This window comes from Petroclostridium xylanilyticum, from assembly GCF_002252565.1.
GTDB classification, from domain to species: domain Bacteria; phylum Bacillota; class Clostridia; order SK-Y3; family SK-Y3; genus Petroclostridium; species Petroclostridium xylanilyticum.
Genome location: NZ_NPML01000029.1, coordinates 234,930 through 256,694 on the forward strand (window position 1 = coordinate 234,930; position 21,765 = coordinate 256,694).

Consider the following 21,765-nt stretch of genomic DNA (forward strand, 5'->3'; position numbering starts at 1 on the left):
GGGGAATTTTATTGATACGGGGTATTATATTTGATATGGACGGGGTGTTAATAAACAGTGAATCTCTCCATCGGAAGGCCTGGTTGGAAATTTTAGGTGGGTATGGTATAAAAACCGATGATGAAGAACTCAGGCGTTTTACAGGTATTAGCTGTAGTCATGTTCCAGGTTACTATACAAAAAAGACAGGTGCTATTTTAGATAAAGATATTGTTGGCAAAAAAGAGGAATATTATAAAATTGTTGCACGAAAAGAGTTGGCTGCCATGCCAGGGGTCAAAGAGCTTCTGGATGAGTTAAAGAAAATAAATGTCTCTTTAGCTATTGCTTCTACCAGCCAACACGAGACAATTCAGTTTTCATTAAAAAAAACAAAGTTGGGAAAATATTTTGACATTATTTGTGGCGGATCAGATGTAAAAAATTGCAAACCGGAGCCGGATATATTTTTATATGCCGCTTCAAAGTTAGGGTTAGACCCTTCAGAATGTATCGTTATTGAAGATTCTATATATGGGATTACAGGTGCTAAAAGGGCAGGAATGTTTACCTGCGGCTATACATCATCGTTTGATGGTAAAGCATTGAGCGAAGCAGGGGCTGATTATGTATTTGATGACTTCAATCAACTGCTGTTAAAAATAAATGACTTATCAAGGTTATGAAATCTAAGTAGCAAGTAAATGATGAATGGAAGTGTGGATGGACAATGGGGACGGTTCTTGTTGATAAATTACTTGAACAGAGCTAGGGAAATAGAGATTATGTCTGTTCTGGATATATTTTAGGATAACAGGTATTAATAGAACTGCTGTTAGCAAATCTTGACAATGAGAACCGTCCCCATTGTTTCACAAGTCTTTTTTAATATGCTAAAAGCAGCCCTAACAGAGATACAATCTTTAGGAAATGCCAAAGTAGGAGACAAAACACTGCTGGATACGCTGGTTCCTGCGCTCAATGCGTATGAGGCTGCACTTAACGAAGGAAAAAGCTTCGTAGATGCATTGAAAGCTATGAAAAAAGCAGCAGAGGAAGGCAAAGATTCCACAAGAGATATGGTAGCAAAAGTGGGAAGAGCAAGCAGGCTTGGAGGACGTTCAAGAGGCATATTAGATGCAGGAGCAACTTCCTGCTATTTACTATTGGCAAGTATGGCAGATTCAATCATTGCTTTAATCGAGAAATAAAAATAAAAGTTATTCATAATAGGTATATTATAACATATCACAATATGCTATAATATACCTATATAATTTTAGGTTTTTATGCATATTTTGGAATGGGGGGTTAATTTTGCTGGATCTAAAAGAATTTAAAATTCAGGATTTCCTTAGAACAAGTTTTCTGTGCGACTGCGGAAAAGAACATAGCGCGGATATTGAAAATATTGTAATAGACAAAGATGCGATCCTGGCTTTACCTGAATTAATCAATAGATATAATTTTAAAAAAATATTTATGGTTGCAGATACAAATACGTATAAAATTGCAGGAGAGCATGTAGAGACAGTATTACTAAAGAACGGATTTAAGCTTCAAAAACATGTATTTGAGGGGAAACAACAACTGGTCCCGGATGAAAAAGCCATAGGCAGACTTATAGTGGAAATTGACAATGATACAGACTTGATTTTGGCAGTTGGTTCCGGAACTCTAAATGATTTGTCCAGGTTTTTAAGTTACAAATTAAAAATTCCCTATTTTATTGTAGCTACTGCTCCATCTATGGATGGCTATGCTTCTACAGTTTCAGCATTAATCATTAATAACCTGAAAACTACATACGAGACCGTCAGTCCTAAAGCAATTATCGCAGACATCAATATCATCAAAAATGCACCTATGGACATGATTCTAGCAGGCTTGGGAGATATTCTCGGAAAATATACTTCCTTATGTGACTGGGAATTGGGTAGAATCATTAATGAAGAATACTATTGCAGTACTGTTGTAGAACTGGTAAGAAACTCTATTAAAAAATGTGCAGGCAGCATTGAAGGAATTAAGGTCAGAAATGATGAGGCAATAAAAAATCTCATGGAAGGACTTGTGTTGTCCGGTATCGCCATGAGCTTTGTAGGAAATTCCAGGCCGGCATCAGGATCGGAACACCATCTTGCCCATTTCTGGGAAATGAAATTTTTGTTTGATGGCAAAGAGGCGGTTTTACATGGGACGAAGGTAGGAATTACTACAATTGCAATAGTCAAGTTGTATGAAATGCTAAAAACTGCAGTAGTTGACTTTAACCTTGCAATTGATAAAGTTAAAACTTTTAATCAACATAAATGGATAGAACTAGTTAATAAAACGTATAAGAATGCAGCTTCGGGTATTATTGAATTAGAGAAAAAAGCCAATAAAAATTCACTTAAAGAGCATGCTAAGCGAATTTCAGTTATAAAAGAAAGATGGAATGATATTATTCATGCTATACAAGAACTTATTCCTTCTACCCATGAATTTGAAGCAATTTTAAAGCAAGCCGGTGCCCCTATTAATCCTGCACAAATAGGTGTAGATGATGATACCGTGTTTAACAGTGTATTGCTGGCAAAAGAGATTAGAAACCGGTATACAATCTTACAGCTTTTATGGGACATTGGACTACTTGAAGAGTTTGCAGGTGGCATAAAAAACTATTTTAAAAATGAACAAAAAAATGACAAATTGTATCATAATCAAAACACAAAAGAAATACTAAAAAAGGTGAAATGTTTTATTCTTGATATGGATGGGACATTTTATCTTGGAGATAAGTTGATAGATGGCTCTATAGATTTCATAAATTCATTGGGGAAATATAATAAGGAATTTTATTTCTTTACAAATAATTCATCAAAAAATGCTGAATTTTATCAAAACAAGCTTAAAAAGATGGGCTGTAATGTGGAAGACGGAAAAGTACTTATTTCAAACCAGGTAATTATTAAACATATTAAACAGTATATGCCCGGAAAAAAAGTTTACCTTTTAGGTACCGAATACCTCCTATCGGATTTTACTAAGGCTGGCATTGAAATTACGGAAGATGTTCCTGATTTGGTAGTTGTAGGTTTTGATACAACCCTGCAATATGACCGGCTATCAAAGGCGTGTGATTTTATAAGAAATGGAATTCCCGTTTTGGCGGTTAATCCTGACTTTAACTGTCCAACTGAGAAAGGATTTATTCCTGACTGTGGTTCCATTTGTGCTTTGATTACTGCATCTACGGGAGTTGTTCCGGTCTTCTTTGGAAAGCCTTCGCAATATACCCTTCAGTATATATTGGACTATACAGGATTCCAGGAACGGGAAATAGCCTTTATCGGTGACCGGCTATACACAGACATGGCAATAGGAAAGGATAACGAAGCAGTTACCATTCTTGTATTGTCTGGAGAAACCAAAGAGGAAGATCTGGCAAAATCTAATATTAAACCAAACCTTGTTTTCAACTCTTTGAAAGAAATAAAAGCAGTACTAGATGAAATTTATTATTCTCTATAAGGGTGTGACTTTAAAACTAAACTTAAATCAAGCACAAATGAAGAAATATGAGTTGGAGGCTGTGTCTTATTTAAATTTTATAATTTTGTATTTAAATTTGGATATAGTAAGAGCATGGGCATATAAATTAAATGCACCCATTGTAGGTATGTGTCTTTTTAAGAGTCCACATCTATACTTATTTTTTAAAATTTTGATATTCAAGGAAGGAGTGCTTATTTATGAAATTATTTATTGACACGGCAAATGTTGCGGAAATCCGCAAAGCAAATGATCTGGGAGTAATCTGTGGTGTAACCACCAATCCTTCTTTAATCGCTAAAGAAGGAAAAGACTTTATAGAAGTTGTAAAAGAAATCACGACCATCGTAGACGGCCCCATCAGTGCAGAAGTGATAAGCCTTGAGTCGGAAGGGATGGTAAGAGAAGCACGAGAACTGGCAAAGATACACCGGAATATTGTTATCAAAATCCCAATGACACTGGAAGGATTAAAGGCAGTAAAAATTCTTTCAGCAGAAGGAATAAAAACAAATGTCACTCTAATCTTTTCGGCAGCACAGGCACTTCTGGCTGCAAGAGCAGGAGCAACCTATGTAAGTCCTTTCCTGGGACGACTGGATGATATAGGAAATACGGGTATGACATTAATTGAGGAAATTGTTGATATCTTTTCAACCCATGGCATCCAGACGGAAATTATTGCTGCCAGTGTCAGGAATCCTATCCATGTCATAGAAGCAGCACGACTGGGCGCCCACATCGCAACGGTCCCTTACAAAGTTATCGAACAAATGTCAAAGCATCCTCTTACCGATATAGGAATAGAAAGGTTCTTAAAAGACTGGGAATCGGTACCTAAGAAATAAGATTAGAAAAATCAATCTATTATTAATATATTTAATTTTTAAAAATTATTAACAAAATAGGTATGTTATAGCATAATAAGAATTAAAATTAAGAAAATTAACCTGTTTTTATGGACATAGGGACATTCTTCGATAAATGAGAGGTTTAGAACTAATACGCCCTAATAGGGGTTTATTGACACTCAATAGTGAAAAATGTATAATAATTCAGAAATTAAAGGAGGTACTCCTAGCACATAATATTCTGTAGGAGCATTTATTTAACATAAGGAGGTTAATTGTGAATTCTGAATTTAAAATAAAGCAAGATATATGTGAAATCGGCAGAAGAATGTATGAAAAAAACTTTGTGGCAGCAAACGATGGGAATATTACTGTCAAAGTAAATGATAATGAATTCTGGGCAACTCCTACCGGGGTAAGCAAGGGATTTATGACTCCTGATATGCTCATTAAAGTAAATATGGAAGGTAAAGTATTGGAAGGGACCTGGAAGCCTTCTTCCGAATTAAAAATGCATCTTAGAGTTTATAAAGAAAGACCGGATGTAGGCGCAGTTGTCCATGCCCATCCCCCAACTGCAACGGGGTTTGCGGTTGCAGGTATTCCACTGAATAAATATATTATGCCGGAAGCGGTTATATTTTTAGGAAGCGTACCTATTGCCGAATATGGTACACCTTCTACAGACGAAGTCCCGAATGCAATCAGCAAATATCTTCAAACCCATGACGCAATTCTACTCCAGAACCATGGTGCTTTAACGGTAGGACAAGATTTGTTCAGTGCTTATTTTAAAATGGAAACCCTTGAATTTTATGCAAGGGTTAGTCTTATTGCAAGGCAATTAGGGGGAGAAAAAGAACTTTCACCTGATCAAGTAGAAAAATTAATGGAAATTAGGAAAAAATTTAATATTCCTGGCAGACACCCTGGTTACAAAGGCTGCTTACCAGAAAAAAACACTTGTAAATCCAAAAATGAAGATGGCACTGATATGGAAAAGGATATTAATAAATCAGAAATGATAGAGATTATAACTAAAGTGACGAAAAGGTTATTGGACCAGTATAAGGTTAACTGAGAGCTTCTAAATATAAAAACATAAATTAATTTATATAAAATTGAAAGTAATACAAAACAAGCACATAAAATTTGACAAATATTCTTGAAATTCAGTTGACAAAATGCTATAATTTATTCAATTGCTGAAAGAATATAAAATATAATTCGACTTAAATGGTATCAAAAGCGCTTTTAAAAAATTTAACGACTAAGTTAAGTTTTTTAGGCGTTTTTTGTTGTTGTATAATAAATAAAAGTTTTTGAATATTATAGATAAAGATAATAAAGTAGAGTAAGGTGATGTCTTTGCCTAAAATGTAAAAAAATTGAAAATATGGCACGATATGAATATTTATTCGTCGAAATTAATAATTATTCACTTTATACAAAATAATTTAGTATGTTCCATATAATAATATTAAATCTTTGGGAGTAAAGGATGCTGAATTTTAATATTCTTGCATTCTATCTCTATATAAAAATTATAAAATTAAGTGGAGGGATTTTAGTGAAGAAAAAATCATTGATGATTGTAAGCATGGTGCTTGTATTATCACTAATGCTTACAGCTTGTTTTTCCAAAAAAGGGAGTGAAAGCAAGAAAGGAACTGAACCCAATATTGGTGGAAATGCTACCAAAGCTCAACCTAAAATTTTGAGGACCAACAACCAAAGTGAGCCAGGTTCTTTACATCCTGGAAAAGCACAGGGAACCCATGATTCCTGGGTATTGGAGCATGTATTTGAAGGGTTAACTAGAAAAACTCCTGCCGGTGGTATTGAAGCAGGGGTGGCTAAAGAATGGAAGATTAGTGAAGATGGCTTAACCTATACATTTACCCTGCGTGATGATGCCAAGTGGTCCAATGGTGACCCTGTTACCGCACAGGATTTCGAATTTGCATGGAAATATGCGTTAAATCCGGCTACTGCCTCTGAATATGCATATCAGCTTTACTACCTTGCAGGTGCTGAGGCATATAACACTACCAAGGAAACCGATGCTGCCAAGTTAAAAGCTTTGGAAGATGCCGTAGGCGTAAAGGCGCTTAACGATAAAACACTGGAAGTTAAATTGGCACAGCCAACACCCTATTTCCTTGAACTGGTATCTTTCTACACATATTATCCTGTTAATAAAAAAGTACAAGAAGCTAATAAAGATTGGGCGAATGAAGCCAGTACCTATGTATCCAACGGAGCATTCAAACTTGCTGAATGGAAACATAAGGAAAGCATCAAGCTTGCAAAAAATGAGAATTATTTTGATAAAGACAAAATCAAGCTGGATGGAATCGAGTTTGTCATGCTGGAAGATGAAAATACCGCATGGCAGATGTACCGTACCGGTGATCTAGACCTGCTGTACCCGATACCTGCAGATGTAACTGCACAGTTGAATGCATCTAAAGATCCAGAACTGGTAATTGGTGATGATTTGTCAGTCTATTTCTATCGTTTTAATAATACCAAGAAACCATTCAATAATGTAAAAGTCCGTAAAGCACTATCAATGGCAATTGACCGTAAAGTAATCGTTGAAAGTGTTGCACAGGGCGGTGAAAGACCGGCTTACGGAATAGTACCTCCCGGAATTCCGGATGTGCAGGGAGATTACCAGAAAAATACCGGCAACTTATTTGAGGAAAATGTTGAAAAAGCAAAGCAGTTATTAGCTGAAGGGTTAAAAGAAGAAAAAATGGACAAATTGAGCTTTACCCTGTTGTATAACACCCACGACAAGCACAAGAAAATTGCCGAAGCCATCCAGGAAATGTGGCGTAAAAACCTTGGCGTGGAGGTTACATTGGAAAATGTTGAATTCCAGGTTAAGATTGACCGTGAGGATAAGCTTGATTACGATGTAGCTAGAGCTGGATGGATCGGTGACTATGTTGATCCTATGACGTTCCTTGATATGTTTGAATCTAAGAGCCAGCAAAATGATACCGGTTGGGCAAATGCGGATTTCGACAAGCTTATCAATCAGGCAAAAACTACAATGGATAACAGCGTACGTATGAAAGCCATGCATGACGCTGAAAAGATTTTTATAGAAGAAATGCCTGTTATGCCGATTTATTTCTATACAAAACCTTTTACGCAGAAACCATATGTAAAAGGGGTATATACTCCGGTTAATAGATATCCGCAGTTCCATTATGCAGACATCCAGAAATAAACATTGAACCAGGCATAAAAATGTGGTATGCTCAATTGCGGGCATACCTCATTTTCTAGTGAAAAATAAAATATTAAAATATAAGACGTATAGTTAGGGGGAGGCGTATTGTGTCAAAGTATATATTAAAACGATTTGCAATGGCATTATTGACGTTGTGGGTTGTAATTACGCTCACATTTATACTGATGCACGCAATTCCCGGCAATCCTTTTGCAAAGGAAGGAAAGATGCCGCCGGGTGTTTATGAAAATTTATTAAAATATTACAATTTGGACAAGCCATTGGCAGTCCAGTATTTTCTCTATTTAAAATCGCTTCTCAGGCTTGATTTTGGTCCTTCACTAAAATCATCTGTCATCACGGTTAACTATTACATTAAGAACGGCTTTCCTGTGTCTTTACACCTGGGAATTCAGGCACTTATTATTGCCATTACTTTTGGGCTTATACTGGGGGTGGTTGCTTCTTTAAACCATAACAGCTGGCCCGATTATTTATCAATGGTGATTGCAATCATTGGCATTTCGGTGCCAAGTTTTATTCTTGCAACTGTCTTGATTAATTATGCAGGAGTGGAATGGAAGTTGTTTCCTGTGTCCGGATGGAAATCATGGAAGTATACTGTACTTCCCTCCATATCGCTGGCTATGATGCCAATGGCCTATATTGCCAGGTTGATGCGTTCCAGCATGCTTGAAGTGCTTAGGCAGGACTATATTAAAACAGCAAAAGCAAAAGGATTGTCACGGGGCGTTATTATTGTTAAACATGCAATTAGAAATGCAATTTTGCCTATTGTTACCGTACTGGGAATTATTACTGCCAACTTGGTAACAGGCAGTTTTGTAATAGAAAGAATTTTTGGTATACCAGGCATGGGTGAAATGTTTGTGAAAGGAATTTTTAACCGCGACTATCCTGTTATCCTTGGTTCTACGGTTTTCTACAGTGCAATTTTAATTTTATTGAATTTTGTGGTGGATGTTACCTATACTTTCATTGATCCACGCATCAAGATCACGGAGGGGAGTCATTAATGAAGAATCAGATTAATTTTACACAGGATATGTTTTTGCCGGTAACTCATAACTTTGAAGATGCAGAAAAAATTTTCCGGCCCAGTATATCCTACTGGTCAGATGTGTGGCGCAGACTGAGACAAAACAAATTGGCAATGTTTGGGTTGTTTATTATTGTCCTATTAATTATTTTTGCCATTATTGGTCCGTATCTTAACGGGTATACGTACTATGAACAGGATTTTACCAAAAAGAACCTTGCACCAAACAGTGAGTTCTGGTTCGGGACAGATTCGGCCGGGCGTGATATTTTTACCCGGGCATGGTATGGGGCGAGAATCTCTTTATTTATAGGGATTATGGCTGCAGCCATTGATTTCATCATGGGAGTTATCTATGGAGGCATTTCCGGCTTAAAAGGAGGCCGTGTTGATGAAATTATGATGAGAATTGCAGAAGTTTTATATAGCATTCCGTATCTGTTGGTGGTTATCCTATTGATGGTTGTAATGGGGCAGGGGCTATGGACCATTATATTGGCAATGACCATGACGGGGTGGATTCCTATGGCACGTCTTGTACGGGGGCAGGTACTTCAATTGAAAGAGCAGGAATATGTGCAGGCAGCTAATGCGCTTGGGGCCAGTACAAGCTGGATTTTGCTCAAGCATTTGATTCCAAATACTATGGGACCTATTCTTGTTAACATTACTTTAACAGTCCCTACAGCCATTTTTTCAGAAGCAACATTAAGCTTTTTGGGACTTGGAGTGCCGGCACCTATGGCAAGCTGGGGGACAATGGCCAATGATGCTCTATCCAGCTTATTGGTTGGGTATGAATATCAGTTGTTCATTCCTGCTTTCCTCATTTCGTTAACCATGTTTGCTTTTAATGTGTTAGGTGATGGTTTGCGGGATGCACTTGATCCTAGATTGCGTAAATAGTGAAGGGAAGGGGAAAACAATCAATGAATAAAATTTTAGAAGTTAGAGATTTACATGTGTCTTTCCACACTTATGCAGGAGAAGTAAAGGCAGTCCGGGGTGTTAATTTTGAAGTATATAAGGGTGAGGCACTTGCAATTGTGGGAGAGTCGGGATGCGGCAAAAGTGTAACTGCCCAATCCATTATGCAGCTTCTTCCCATGCCGCCTGCTAAATATAAGCAAGGTTCCATTCTATTTGAAGGGCAGGACCTGTTAAAGAAAAGTGAGAAGCAGATGCAGCATATTCGTGGAAACGAAATAGGCATGATTTTTCAGGACCCTATGACATCGCTTAACCCGACGATAAAAATTGGACGGCAAATTGCAGAAAGTTTGATGAAGCACAAAAAACTTTCAAGACATGAAGCATATAACCGTGCCATAAAAATGTTAGAAATGGTAGCGGTAGCACAGCCTGACAAGAGGGTAAACCAGTATCCCCATGAATTTTCCGGTGGTATGCGCCAGCGTGCCATGATTGCCCTGGCACTTGCCTGTGAACCTAAACTATTAATTGCAGATGAACCTACTACTGCCCTGGATGTGACCATCCAGGCACAAATTCTGGAATTGCTGAAGGATTTACAGAAAAGGACGGGGACCTCTATCATTTTGATTACCCATGACCTTGGTGTTGTTGCAGAGATGTGTGACCGCGTAATCGTTATGTATGCCGGTAAGGTAGTAGAAACAGGAACAATAGATGATATTTTTTATAGCCCGCAGCATCCTTACACAAAAGGGTTATTAAAATCTGTCCCGCGTATGGATATGAATAGGAATGAAGCCCTTCATCCTATCGTTGGTACGCCGCCTGACCTGTTTAATCCGCCGGCAGGATGCCCGTTTTTTGCGCGCTGCCAAAATGCAATGAAAATATGTGAAAATTATGACCCGGACCTGGAAAATATAAAAGAATCTCATTATGCAGCCTGCTGGCTTCAACATTCGATGGCCCAGGTAGCTGCAGCACAGTGGTAAAGGAGGGATGATGATGAGTACGAAACGGTTTCACTCCCCTGGAGTAGAAAATAACTTGGACGATATCCCTCTTGTGCAGGTGCGCAACTTAAAGAAGTATTTCAAAGTGGGCGACCGTTATTTAAAAGCTGTAAATCGTTTGAACTTTGACATATACCGTGGAGAAACAATAGGCCTTGTAGGTGAAAGCGGCTGCGGAAAATCTACAGCTGGCCGGACAATTCTTCGTTTATATGAACCTACAGAAGGGGAAGTAATCTTTGAAGGTCAAAATATTTATAAGTACTCAAAAAGTGAGATGAAAAAAATTCGGAAGCAAATGCAGATGATTTTCCAGGACCCTTATGCTTCCTTAAATCCACGTATGACCGTTGAGGATATTATTGGAGAACCACTGGATATTCATAACCTGGCATCTGGAAGCAAGCGCAGGGAACGCATTGAAGAATTATTAAAATTAGTAGGACTGGCTTCGGAGCACATGGGAAGATTTCCGCATGAATTTAGCGGCGGCCAGCGGCAGAGAATAGGAATTGCCAGGGCACTTGCAGTAGAGCCGAAGTTCATTGTTTGCGATGAGCCAATATCGGCTTTGGATGTATCCATTCAGGCACAGGTTGTTAACCTTCTTAAGGAGCTGCAGGCCAAAATGGGGTTAACTTATTTATTCATCGCTCATGATTTGTCAATGGTCAGATATATTTCAGACCGCGTACTGGTAATGTACCTTGGAAACATGGTAGAGTTGGCAGAAAGTAATACATTATATAATAAGCCGCTCCATCCTTACACCCAGGCGTTACTTTCAGCGGTACCCATTCCTGATCCGGAAGTTGAAAGAAAGAGGGAACGGATTGTACTGGAAGGGGAAGTACCGAGTCCTCTCGATCCGCCTAAAGGTTGTGCATTTTGCACAAGATGCCCGAAAGCAATGGATATCTGTACAAAAGAGGAGCCGCAGTGGAAAGAAGTTGAAAAAGGGCATTTTACTGCTTGCCACTTATTTGCAGGAATCAAATAGAATGGGACATCATGGATATATGACTCTAAAACTCAATGAAAGTTAAGCATGGAATGATACATGGAAACGGTTTTGCTGTTGCGCTTGATTGATGGCGTGATATAAAAACCGTTTCCATGTATTATTTTGGGTCGTATGAAAATAGCTAATGCGCTTTTGTCTATTTATTCATCAAATTCTCCTATGTAATCGTCAATATGGTGTCCTAATACTTCTGCAAGGCCAACAAATTCGGCACCAATTTGATAGCCTTTATTGATTTTTTTGTTCCTTACAATTTTCAGCACACAATAGAACATTCTCTCATCATCTATGACAATTTTACTGTTAAAGAAATGATTTACCGGCAAATCAACCTCTGAGATAAAGCCGATCCCGGTTTTTGAGATATTGGTAATAATAATATCCGCATTGATTTTTATAGGTTCTTGTTCGCCCGACCTGAAAAGTGATTCAATTGATATTTTCGAATTAAAAGGAACTCTCCGGCTCCTACGCTTTTCATCCACAGCTATCCCCTCCTATACTTAATGATATGTATAAATTGATTATAACCGCTATTTCCGTTTGTATTATCATTATACTACTAATACTTGATTTAGAACACTAGAAATTTTCATAATCTGACTATCAAGTCTATTCTTTTGTTTTATTTGGCTTTCTCTATAAATTCTACATTTTGCAATGCATATTTTTAATAATTATGTTTATTAACTCATTCCTAAAACGATTGTTTTGCCTTAAGAGTTCATCTTTTTTATAATAATACCATTTTCGACAAAACAAGTCATTATTCGCTATGGACTATTTCTCAAAAGTATGTTAGATTAATTATAAATAAAAATAGCAAAAAATAAAAGATTTAGTCATAATATGTAAAAAAGTAATCTGCTGCCCATAGTAAATTAGGCATATCTACTTTCTGTATTTAATTGGTTTTTTACCATTTAAAAATAAAAACACCTTTAAGTCAATGGATTCCTGCTAAAAACTCATTTGACTTGAAGGTGTCCGGGCCCCTTACACAAAGTGGTAAGAGCGCTCATGTTTAATTATACACCACGATGGGATATTTATGCAAGGGAGATTCATATAGAAAGGAGTTAATTTATAGCGCTTTAGTTGTTGTCCTATCCCGACAAAAATACACCAAATTTTGAAAGGAGTACACTAAAATGAAGGCTTTGCAGCTTAATTTGATTTCGGTAGATTGAAAAAGACTATACTAAAGTACAGTGGAGATTTAAGTAACATTATGGTAGAATTATACTGGGAAATAAAGAAATATATAGATTTATTTAAAAAACATAAGTTGATTTTTAATAGTATCATTAAAATAAAATATCTTCAAATCAATAAGAAAGAGTATTCTGCTAATTATTAAGGTATTAAAATGTTTTGAATTAATGGGCAATTTGGTGTATTTGCCCATTAATTCAAAAGAATTTATATAAATTTATAGATTTTTATAGAAAAGCATTTTATATTTAACAGCATTATGAATATTTGTAATTAATTGATAGTAAAGGGGAAAGGTATATGCAGGTGAATAGAATTAAAAAAAGTATTATATATTTATTAATTTTATTAGTATATATTTACTCTACCCAATGGTTGCTAAAGTATTTTCACAATATTAAAGGTAAAACTTTTATACACTTTCCTTATTTTTATAGCAGCATTATTATATCTATTCTTTTCGGAATGATAATTAATATAGATTATATAGTAAATGAAATTAAAAAACAAGGAAAATGGAAAGTAAATTTAGAAAAGTTAGTTCTTGTGGGAATACCTTCTTTATTTCTTATATTTTATGAGACTATTTATTATTTAATGGATTTTTCTTTTTTACCATCATTTTTGAAATTAATATTATATAGTGAAAGTTTTGAAATATTTACCTCAATTTTATTAGGGCATATTTTAATAACTAGCATATATAAAGAATAAAAGGATACGACAGAGGAGTATATCCTGTCGCATTTCTGCTTTTGTCATAGCCAATCTTAGAGTATAATTATTATTGGCAAAAATAAAAGGAAGAGGCAAAATACCTCTTCCCATCATACAAATCAAGCTGTAAAATATAATTGACTAGAAAACATATAAACCAGCAAGTAAAAAATAATAGAATAAAGGCTATTACTAGCTAAGAGTTTTTGTTAGTAATCTTTTCTGTTAAAAATGCTTACTTTATAAGATAATTTATCTGACCTGTAGTAGCTTACTTCGTAAAAAAGTTCCAATCCCGTACTTGTAATACTATTACCTGATACTTTCAATAAAGGCATAGTTTTGCTTACCTGTAACAATTGATGCTCTTTCTCGGTTGGAAGTACTGCCTCTATACTTAAATTGATCCGTTCAATTTTATATTGATACTGTTCAAGCAGTATTCTATATAATGAGCCGCTTAAGTCAAACCTGTCAATGTCAGGACAATACTTTTCAGGAATAAATACTTCTTCAATTCCTATAGGAATCTCCTCCGCCTTTCTAAGCCTTTTAACCCTGTAGAATTTTGTTTCGGCTTCAACGCCAAGAATCTTTGCAATGGCGGGGAATAGTGCATTTTTCTCAAACTCCAGTATTTCAGTGACTGGTGTAATACCTTTACTTTTAACCATTTCAGAAAAGCTCATGATATTCCTTTGTTCAATTTTCGATTTAGTGATATATGTACCTTTTCCTTTAAGCCGGTATAAGATACCCTCATTTACTAACTCATTGATAGCCTGTCGTACGGTCATCCTGCTGACCCTGGCCAGTGCACTGAGCTCACGTTCTGAAGGTATGGGCTGTTCCTTTTGCCATTGTCCCGATGAAATCTGGTCCAAAATATAATTTTTCAACTGAAAGTATGCGGGAATAGGACTTTGTTTATCAATAAACATAGTTACCACCTTATAATTTTAGAATAAGCTCAAATATTCATCAGCTCAATTGAATGCACCCGGTAAATACATATTTATTATTTCTATAAGTATTTAAAAAATCCTTCAAAATCTATTGAGTTATTCGCTAAAAAGATATATAATATAATTAACTGGTATAGACCACTATAAGTATAGGAGGGTTATCTGTGAATAAAATTATTTGTAAAAACTATGATGAAATGAGCAACATTGCTGCCGATATGGTTATTAGCCAGGTGAGACAAAAACCCGATTCAGTGCTGGGATTGGCTACAGGTTCAACACCTATTGGCATGTATAAAAAACTTATTCAAATGTATAAAGCCGGGCAGGCAGATTTTTCACAGGTAAAAACTTTTAATCTGGATGAGTATTATAAAATTGATAAAGATAATCCGCAGAGTTATAATTATTATATGCATGAAAATTTTTTCAAACACGTAAATATAAATCCTCAAAACATTCATATTCCTAACGGTAGCGCGGAAAATGCAGAAGAAGAATGCAGCAATTATGATAAGATGATCGAACAGTCGGGTGGGATAGATTTACAGGTACTGGGGATTGGGGTAAACGGACATATCGGGTTTAATGAACCTGCAACAGAATTAAATTCCAAGACCCACTTAACCCGGCTTTCTATAGATACAATCCGTGCCAATGCGAGGTTTTTTGATAGTATTGACCAGGTTCCTACCCAGGCCATTACTGTAGGAATGGCTACCATCCTCAAAGCGAAAAAAATTATACTTTTAATTAGCGGGAAGAATAAAGCGGAGATCATGGGTAAAATACTTAATGGTAAAATTACTACGAACATACCTGCTTCATTACTTCAGTTACATCCCGATACAACAATTATTGTAGATGAGGAAGCGGCCTATAAGTTAGTATCATGAAATTACTAGTTGTGAGGTGAGCTGCCATGCTTTTAAAAAATGCCAGCGTCCTTAATGGAGTCTTTGCCTTTTCTAATCTTGATATAGAGGTGAATAACGGTAAGATAGATAATTTATATATACAAAATGAATATAATACAACAAATCATGATGAAGTTCTTGATTTAAGCGGGTACAGGATATTACCGGGGTTCATTGACATCCATACGCATGGATGTGCAGGATATGATACGATGGATGCCACATATGAAGCGCTAAACAACATGTCCCGGTTTATGGCGATGAATGGAGTAACTTCATTTTTACCCACAACCATGTCAGAAACTTACCAATCAATAAAAAATGCTTTTTTAAACATAAGAAACGCTATTGATAAAGGCGTAGAAGGTGCAGATATTGTGGGAATACACATGGAAGGACCTTATTTTTCCAAACAATACAAAGGTGCGCAGAATGAGAAATTCCTAAGGTTGCCTTCTATAACGGATGTAACTGAACTGCAGGAATTAAGCGGACGAAATATCAGGATCATAAGTATTGCTCCAGAGATTGATGGGGCAATGGAATTTATAAAGGAAGTTTCAAAAGATAATATCGTTATTTCTTTAGCACATACAGGGGCTGATTATGATACGGCTCTAAAGGCTATAGAATATGGTGCAAAACATGCAACCCATCTGTTTAATGGAATGGCAGGTTTGAATCACAGGGCACCAGGAATAATTGGTGCTGTACTGGACAGCGGTCTTTCAGTAGAGCTAATCTGTGATAGTATACACCTCCATCCTGCAATTATCAGGCTGGTATATAAATTGGTTGGGGCAGATAAAATTGTATTAATAAGTGATTCCATGAGGGCTGCAGGTCTTAAAGATGATAAATATGATTTAGGTGGACAGGAGATTATTGTAAAAGATGGTGTTGCAAGAACAAAAGATGGAAACATCGCCGGTAGTACTGTCACGCTGCTTCAATGTCTTAAGAAGGTTGTAGAGTTTGGAATAAGATTGGAAGACGCTGTAAAAATGGTTACCATTAACCCGGCAAAGGTTATAGGGATAGACAAATGTAAAGGGAGTATACAACAGGGGAAAGATGCCGATTTAGTCGTAATAAATGATAGGTTTGAGGTGGTTTATACTTTTGTAAAAGGTAAGGTGGTAATAGGTCATTCCCCTATCCATCATAAGGATTTACGTGCACCATGCAATGCTTAACATTTTTCTGGTTCCTTTCAATTGTATCATGTATTTGCTCCGCAATTTCATGGGCAGCCGCAAAAGATAAGTTTTTATCCACCGAACATTCTACGTCTACATATAATTTGTTGGCATGTATCCTTGTTTTAAGGTCATCAATCTGAATAACACCTTCCGTGTTTAGTATATCCTGCCGGATACTTTCTGTGGTTTCTGCATCCACTGCATGGTCAATTAACTGTTTTATAGCCTGCCAGTAGATATCTATGGCTACTTTGCCTATCAAAATACAAATCACCAATGAAGCTAAGGGGTCTAACGCCGGATATCCCATGATGGCACCTGCAATTCCTATGAGTGCTCCAATGGAAGAGAAAGCATCTGAACGGTGATGCCATGCGTCTGCCAGTAAGACTGTGCTTTCTATTTGTTTAGCCCCTTTCACAGTATATTGATACATCCATTCCTTTACTACAATTGATAGTATTGCACCGTATACAGCTATTGTACCCGGGGTAGAGAAATCTCTATGTATGATGGTTTTAATGCCGGTATATCCGATAGCTCCTGCCGTAATAAACAATATGGTAGCAAGCAATTTTGCCATAATCGGTTCGATTTTTTCATGCCCATAGGGATGATGTTCATCTTCATCCTTTTTGGATAGTTTAAGTCCGATGATGACAGCAATGGTGCTCAATACGTCGGATAGGGAATGTATTGCATCGGCAATCATGGCACTGCTGCGGGCTATTATTCCGATGATGAGTTTTATAATGGTTAAAACTACATTAACTGCTATAGTAACTTTAGATATCCTGTTTCCAATTTCAAATCTCTTTTCATTGTCCACGTCAACACCTCATTATCATTTGAAAAGTATAATAATATATAATATATGCTAAAAATATAGAATTTGCAACTATTTTTTACAGATATTTGTTATCAATTGATAATGATATGCATTATTTGAATAGAATTTTACTATTTATATAATAATATTGCATTGTTTGATTAATAGGTTCATGCTATAATCAAACATAAATAATATACTATCCTGAACACGTTTGTTCAGGATTTTTACTTGGAGTGGTTATTGTGATACTACCAAGATTAGTCATTGCCGGTGCCCAAAGTGGAGCAGGCAAGACAACCATATCCATTGGGTTGATGGCTGTACTCGCAAAACGTGGTTTGAAAGTTCAACCTTACAAAGTAGGACCCGACTATATCGATCCGGCCTATCACACCCATGTAACGGGGAATAAATGTAGAAATCTGGATAGCTGGATGTTGGATGAGAATACAATAAGGTATTTATTTAATAGAAATTCCCGGCAGGCGGATGTTTCTGTTGTTGAGGGTGTAATGGGACTGTATGACGGATTTGGAACTGAAAAAGACAGTGGAAGTACGGCACATATATCAAAAATTATTAATGCTCCGGTAATATTGATCATTAACGGTAATGGCATATCAAGCAGTGCTGCTGCAATGGTGATGGGGTATAAACATTATGACCCGGATGTCAAAATTGCCGGTGTTATTATTAACAAAGTAAGCGGACAAAAACACTTTGAGCTTCTTAAGACCGTTATTGAGAAGGATACGGGAATACCTGCGGTAGGATATATCCCAAATAACTCTGAAATAAGTCTTTCAAGCAGGCATCTGGGACTGGTGCCCAGTGTGGAAATGGATGACTTAAATAGCAAGATAAAAAAAATCCGTTGTTTGGTTGAACAATATGTAGATATAGACAAGCTCATTGAGATATCTCATCATGTTAGTAAAATAGATGAATTCAAAAATCCGGTTGAAAGCATGCAGAAAATGAATCAAGTAAAAATTGGCATAGCATGGGATAAAGCATTTAATTTCTATTATCATGACAATCTTGAACTTCTTGAACAATTAGGAGCGGAGCTTGTTTATTTCAGTCCAATGAATGATGATAAACTTCCGGAAGGAATAGACGGATTATATTTAGGGGGAGGATTTCCGGAGGTCTTTGCCGCACAGCTGGAGCAGAATCAATCCATGCGTCTATCCATAAAGCAGCACATTGAGAGTGGCCTTCCCGTTTATGCAGAATGTGGAGGTCTTATGTATCTTACCAAAAGCATAGAGGATTTTGAAGGTAAAAAATATCAAATGGTTGGCGTTATTCCGGGCTGCAGTAAAATGACCGGAAAACTGCAGCGGTTTGGCTATGTAAATGTAGAGTTAAATAGAGATTGCATCATTGGGCAAAAAGGCCTGAAATTCAGAGCCCATGAATTTCATCGGTCAATTGTAGATGCTAAAGGGGTTGAATGCTGCTATAATGTAAGTAAAATGAGAGATGGCGGATTGTTATCAACGTGGCAGTGCGGTTATGCTATGCATAATGTGGTTGCAGGATACGCTCACGTCCACTTCTGGAGTAATCCGGCAGTAGCTCAACACTTCTTAGCAAGCGCTCAAACGTATGAATTTTCCCGCACACAATCTCTCCGAACTTCGAACTAAACAAGGTAGGTGAAACATATGCAAGGAAAATGCATCATGCTGCAAGGAACCGGTTCTTCTGTTGGCAAAAGCTTGCTGACAGCCGCTTTATGCAGAATTTTCAAGCAGGATGGCTATAAAGTGGCGCCCTTTAAAGCCCAAAACATGGCTTTGAACTCGTACATCACCAGTGACGGTAAGGAAATGGGCAGGGCACAGGTTGTCCAGGCGGAAGCCTGCGGGCTGGAGCCGGCAGTAGAAATGAACCCCGTCCTTTTAAAGCCGACAACCGATAAAAAAGCGCAGGTAATTGTAATGGGTGAAGTATACGGCAATATGTCGGCAGCAGAATACCACGAATTCAAACCCCAACTGGCACAAAAAGTAAAGGAGGCTTATGACAGGCTGGAGTCCCAAAATGACATCATTGTGCTTGAAGGTGCCGGAAGTCCTGCAGAAATAAATTTACGGGACAAAGATATTGTAAATATGGGGATGGCAGAGATGGCGGATGCCCCGGTTATTTTAATAGGAGATATTGATAAAGGTGGGGTTTTTGCTTCACTTGCCGGAACAATGCTTCTGCTGACTGAAGAAGAAAGAAAAAGAGTGCAAGGCGTCATCATCAATAAATTCCGTGGAGATGTAAAAATTCTTGAACCAGGTCTAAGGATGCTGGAAGATATCATTAAGGTTCCGGTATTAGGGGTAATACCCTATGCGGATGTTAATATTGAGGATGAGGATAGTGTAAGTGAAAGATTTCACAAGAAGACCCAAGGTTCACAGGAAATACTTATTGAAATCATCAGACTACCTCATATCTCAAACTTCACTGACTTCGTTGCCCTGGAAAATCAGCCGGACGCGAGTATAAAATACGTTTCGAAACCTGAACAGATAGGGGAACCGGATGTTTTGATACTTCCTGGTTCAAAGAATACGATAGAAGACATGGCATATCTTAGGGAAAACGGATTTGAAAGAAAAATCAATGATCTAAGCCAAAAAGGAAAGCTTATTATAGGAATATGTGGCGGCTATCAAATGTTGGGTAAGGAAATCAATGACCCTTTACATACCGAATCTAACCTGGATAGTATCAGAGGATTAGGATTATTAAATATGACGACAACTTTTGAAAGTAAAAAAATTACTACCAGGGTAAAGGCAAAAGTTCATGCTGCACAAAGTCCTTATCTTCAAGGGTTGGAGCAGTATGACATAGACGGTTATGAAATCCACATGGGCATTAGTGAACAGGGTAGAGGGTGTATACCTTTGATAGAGATCTATAAGAGGCTGGACAATGAAGTGATGGTCGCAGATGGATTCTGCAACAGTCAAGGCAATGTTTTTGGCACCTATATCCATGGTATTTTTGATAACACTGATTTTCTAAGAGGATTGCTCAATAATGTAAGAAAATTAAAAGGGCTGGAACGTATTGATGGTAAACAAATGTCCTTCAAAGAGTTTAAGGAGAGAGAATACGACCGGCTTGCGCAAATAGTACGGGAAAACCTGGATATGGAAAAAATATATGCAATCATAAAAGGGTAAAGGAAGCACTTTACCCTTTTATTGTAATCAAATTTCCTGCACAAATATTTTACAGGTTTCTTCCCATGTTTCACCCGGTGCTAATAATTTCATCCCTGTTATTTCATCAGGAAGCTTTACATTAGGCGCATTAACCACCCAGGTTTGGGGTTCAGGACAGACAAAGCCGCTGTTGCCATCCATATTCCACAGCATCCAGTGTTTAAAGCCTTTCCCTACTTCATAAACCAACCTAAGTCCTTTAGAAGTATCTTCAAGAATTGCTCCATGGAATTCTTTTCCGTTTATATTCAAAGGTAATACCGTATAGTGCTTATCGATAGGGTCGCCTAGTGGGGGCATGCCCTGATTTCGATATGACATCTCTTTTTCGGTGAGAGGCAAGCGTTTACCGGTAGGCAATATTCTCTCGCTTAATTCCCATCTTTCATTTACTGATACCCACATTCTATAATCCTCACCCGTGCTTTCAGGGTGAAACGGGACACTAAAAGCTGTATGATAGCCCAAGCCCATCGGCATGGGACTGCTGCTGTTATTTGTAATGGAGATCGTCTGTTTTAAACCTGCGCTGGATAAACGGTATAATAGTTTACATTCGAACTCATGAGGGAAATAATTATAAAAATCCGAAGTGCTGTCTGCTTTATAAGTAACTTCTACTTCTGCAATCCCCTTGGAAACAGCACCTATTTTTGTTACTTTCCATGGACGGGTATGTAAAAAACCATGGATATGATTATTGCGGTTTACTTCATTAACAGGGAAGTGATAAACTTTTCCGGCAGCCTCAAAGGTTCCATCTTCTATCCTGTTTGGTGGGAATAATACAGGAATACCATACACTTGTGGTCTGGCTTTAAAACTCTCTGCATCTTTAGGAGTTCTAAGTAAGTTTAATCCTCTAACAGTATCTTTTAACTCAATGACGTTTGCTCCTACACCAGGAATCATCAATGCTTCATAACCACCGGCACAAAAGTGTACCGCAGGTTCTCCCTGCCATGATGTCTGTTCTGCTTTTGTCTCCAAAGAATTACGTTGTTCCATGATAATCATCTCCTGTTAGAATT

19 protein-coding genes are annotated in these 21,765 nt (G+C 37.2%); 15 read left to right on the forward strand and 4 right to left on the reverse strand.

The features are described from left to right. The first annotated feature begins 11 nt into the window (after nucleotides 1-11). From CIB29_RS17580 to CIB29_RS17630, 10 genes are all read left to right on the forward strand, one after another. Nucleotides 12-665, forward strand: coding sequence for an HAD family hydrolase (locus tag CIB29_RS17580; RefSeq protein ID WP_094551914.1), 654 nt, complete (start codon nucleotides 12-14; stop codon nucleotides 663-665). A 165-nt stretch (nucleotides 666-830) separates the two neighbouring features. Then, complete coding sequence (locus CIB29_RS17585; RefSeq protein ID WP_094551916.1) at nucleotides 831-1,190, forward strand: dihydroxyacetone kinase family protein; 360 nt, start codon at nucleotides 831-833, stop codon at nucleotides 1,188-1,190. 106 nt (nucleotides 1,191-1,296) lie between these two features. Beyond that, nucleotides 1,297-3,495 carry an HAD-IIA family hydrolase gene (locus CIB29_RS17590; RefSeq protein ID WP_094551918.1) on the forward strand — a complete coding sequence of 733 codons (2,199 nt, stop codon included), beginning with the start codon at nucleotides 1,297-1,299 and terminating at the stop codon, nucleotides 3,493-3,495. Nucleotides 3,496-3,716: 221 nt separating this feature from the next. Next, on the forward strand, nucleotides 3,717-4,364 hold the full coding sequence (fsa, locus tag CIB29_RS17600) for a fructose-6-phosphate aldolase (RefSeq protein ID WP_094551921.1): 648 nt from the start codon (nucleotides 3,717-3,719) through the stop codon (nucleotides 4,362-4,364). Nucleotides 4,365-4,644: 280 nt separating this feature from the next. Then, the gene (locus tag CIB29_RS17605) at nucleotides 4,645-5,448 is read left to right on the forward strand and encodes a class II aldolase/adducin family protein (RefSeq protein WP_094551924.1); all 804 of its coding nucleotides are present in this window, start codon (nucleotides 4,645-4,647) and stop codon (nucleotides 5,446-5,448) included. A 489-nt stretch (nucleotides 5,449-5,937) separates the two neighbouring features. Beyond that, a complete protein-coding gene (locus CIB29_RS17610; protein WP_094552113.1) occupies nucleotides 5,938-7,611 on the forward strand; it encodes a peptide ABC transporter substrate-binding protein in 1,674 nt (557 codons plus the stop codon). 110 nt (nucleotides 7,612-7,721) lie between these two features. Next, nucleotides 7,722-8,651 (forward strand): ABC transporter permease, encoded by a 930-nt coding sequence (locus CIB29_RS17615; RefSeq protein WP_094551926.1) that lies wholly within the window; start codon nucleotides 7,722-7,724, stop codon nucleotides 8,649-8,651. Then, nucleotides 8,651-9,580, forward strand: a complete 930-nt coding sequence (locus CIB29_RS17620) for an ABC transporter permease (protein WP_094551927.1) — start codon at nucleotides 8,651-8,653, stop codon at nucleotides 9,578-9,580. The genes CIB29_RS17615 and CIB29_RS17620 overlap by 1 nt, the downstream gene beginning before the upstream one ends. 23 nt (nucleotides 9,581-9,603) lie before the next feature. Beyond that, nucleotides 9,604-10,602 carry an ABC transporter ATP-binding protein gene (locus tag CIB29_RS17625; RefSeq protein WP_094551929.1) on the forward strand — a complete coding sequence of 333 codons (999 nt, stop codon included), beginning with the start codon at nucleotides 9,604-9,606 and terminating at the stop codon, nucleotides 10,600-10,602. Nucleotides 10,603-10,612: 10 nt separating this feature from the next. Further along, nucleotides 10,613-11,623: an ABC transporter ATP-binding protein gene (locus tag CIB29_RS17630; RefSeq protein WP_198543976.1), complete on the forward strand. Its 1,011-nt coding sequence runs from the start codon at nucleotides 10,613-10,615 to the stop codon at nucleotides 11,621-11,623. A 164-nt stretch (nucleotides 11,624-11,787) separates the two neighbouring features. On the opposite strand, the gene CIB29_RS17635 is transcribed toward CIB29_RS17630, so the two are convergent. Further along, entirely contained in the window at nucleotides 11,788-12,132 is a 345-nt protein-coding gene (locus CIB29_RS17635; RefSeq protein ID WP_157910357.1) for a PilZ domain-containing protein, read from the reverse strand. Between the two features lie 1,030 nt (nucleotides 12,133-13,162). Here CIB29_RS17635 and CIB29_RS17640 point away from each other — a divergent pair. Beyond that, nucleotides 13,163-13,576, forward strand: coding sequence for a hypothetical protein (locus CIB29_RS17640; RefSeq protein ID WP_094551935.1), 414 nt, complete (start codon nucleotides 13,163-13,165; stop codon nucleotides 13,574-13,576). Between the two features lie 212 nt (nucleotides 13,577-13,788). Here CIB29_RS17640 and CIB29_RS17645 read toward each other — a convergent pair whose 3' ends face one another. Further along, entirely contained in the window at nucleotides 13,789-14,520 is a 732-nt protein-coding gene (locus tag CIB29_RS17645) for a GntR family transcriptional regulator (RefSeq protein ID WP_094551937.1), read from the reverse strand. A 188-nt stretch (nucleotides 14,521-14,708) separates the two neighbouring features. Here CIB29_RS17645 and nagB point away from each other — a divergent pair, with 188 nt between their 5' ends. Beyond that, entirely contained in the window at nucleotides 14,709-15,440 is a 732-nt protein-coding gene (gene nagB / locus CIB29_RS17650; protein WP_094551939.1) for a glucosamine-6-phosphate deaminase, read from the forward strand. A gap of 26 nt (nucleotides 15,441-15,466) precedes the next feature. Continuing rightward, complete coding sequence (gene nagA, locus CIB29_RS17655) at nucleotides 15,467-16,657, forward strand: N-acetylglucosamine-6-phosphate deacetylase (protein ID WP_094551941.1); 1,191 nt, start codon at nucleotides 15,467-15,469, stop codon at nucleotides 16,655-16,657. Here the strand turns inward: nagA and CIB29_RS17660 are convergent. Continuing rightward, nucleotides 16,617-17,492 (reverse strand): cation diffusion facilitator family transporter, encoded by an 876-nt coding sequence (locus CIB29_RS17660; RefSeq protein ID WP_094551943.1) that lies wholly within the window; start codon nucleotides 17,490-17,492, stop codon nucleotides 16,617-16,619. The two genes, nagA and CIB29_RS17660, sit on opposite strands and share 41 nt — an antisense overlap. A 245-nt stretch (nucleotides 17,493-17,737) precedes the next feature. Between CIB29_RS17660 and CIB29_RS17665 the strand changes: the two genes are divergently transcribed. Continuing rightward, nucleotides 17,738-19,150: a cobyrinic acid a,c-diamide synthase CobB gene (locus CIB29_RS17665; protein ID WP_242965327.1), complete on the forward strand. Its 1,413-nt coding sequence runs from the start codon at nucleotides 17,738-17,740 to the stop codon at nucleotides 19,148-19,150. An 18-nt stretch (nucleotides 19,151-19,168) separates the two neighbouring features. Next, nucleotides 19,169-20,692, forward strand: coding sequence for a cobyric acid synthase (locus CIB29_RS17670; protein WP_242965328.1), 1,524 nt, complete (start codon nucleotides 19,169-19,171; stop codon nucleotides 20,690-20,692). A gap of 27 nt (nucleotides 20,693-20,719) precedes the next feature. On the opposite strand, the gene CIB29_RS17675 is transcribed toward CIB29_RS17670, so the two are convergent. Continuing rightward, nucleotides 20,720-21,742 (reverse strand): aldose 1-epimerase, encoded by a 1,023-nt coding sequence (locus CIB29_RS17675; RefSeq protein ID WP_094551944.1) that lies wholly within the window; start codon nucleotides 21,740-21,742, stop codon nucleotides 20,720-20,722. Nucleotides 21,743-21,765 lie beyond the last annotated feature (23 nt).

Coding starts and splice junctions, on each gene's coding strand:
- CIB29_RS17670 (WP_242965328.1), top strand. CDS start 19,169: ATGCAAGGAAAATGCATCATGCTGCAAGGAACCGGTTCTTCTGTTGGC.
- CIB29_RS17675 (WP_094551944.1), bottom strand. CDS start 21,742: ATGGAACAACGTAATTCTTTGGAGACAAAAGCAGAACAGACATCATGG.
- CIB29_RS17645 (WP_094551937.1), bottom strand. CDS start 14,520: ATGTTTATTGATAAACAAAGTCCTATTCCCGCATACTTTCAGTTGAAA.
- CIB29_RS17625 (WP_094551929.1), top strand. CDS start 9,604: ATGAATAAAATTTTAGAAGTTAGAGATTTACATGTGTCTTTCCACACT.
- CIB29_RS17585 (WP_094551916.1), top strand. CDS start 831: ATGAGAACCGTCCCCATTGTTTCACAAGTCTTTTTTAATATGCTAAAA.
- fsa (WP_094551921.1), top strand. CDS start 3,717: ATGAAATTATTTATTGACACGGCAAATGTTGCGGAAATCCGCAAAGCA.
- CIB29_RS17630 (WP_198543976.1), top strand. CDS start 10,613: ATGATGAGTACGAAACGGTTTCACTCCCCTGGAGTAGAAAATAACTTG.
- nagA (WP_094551941.1), top strand. CDS start 15,467: ATGCTTTTAAAAAATGCCAGCGTCCTTAATGGAGTCTTTGCCTTTTCT.
- CIB29_RS17640 (WP_094551935.1), top strand. CDS start 13,163: ATGCAGGTGAATAGAATTAAAAAAAGTATTATATATTTATTAATTTTA.
- CIB29_RS17620 (WP_094551927.1), top strand. CDS start 8,651: ATGAAGAATCAGATTAATTTTACACAGGATATGTTTTTGCCGGTAACT.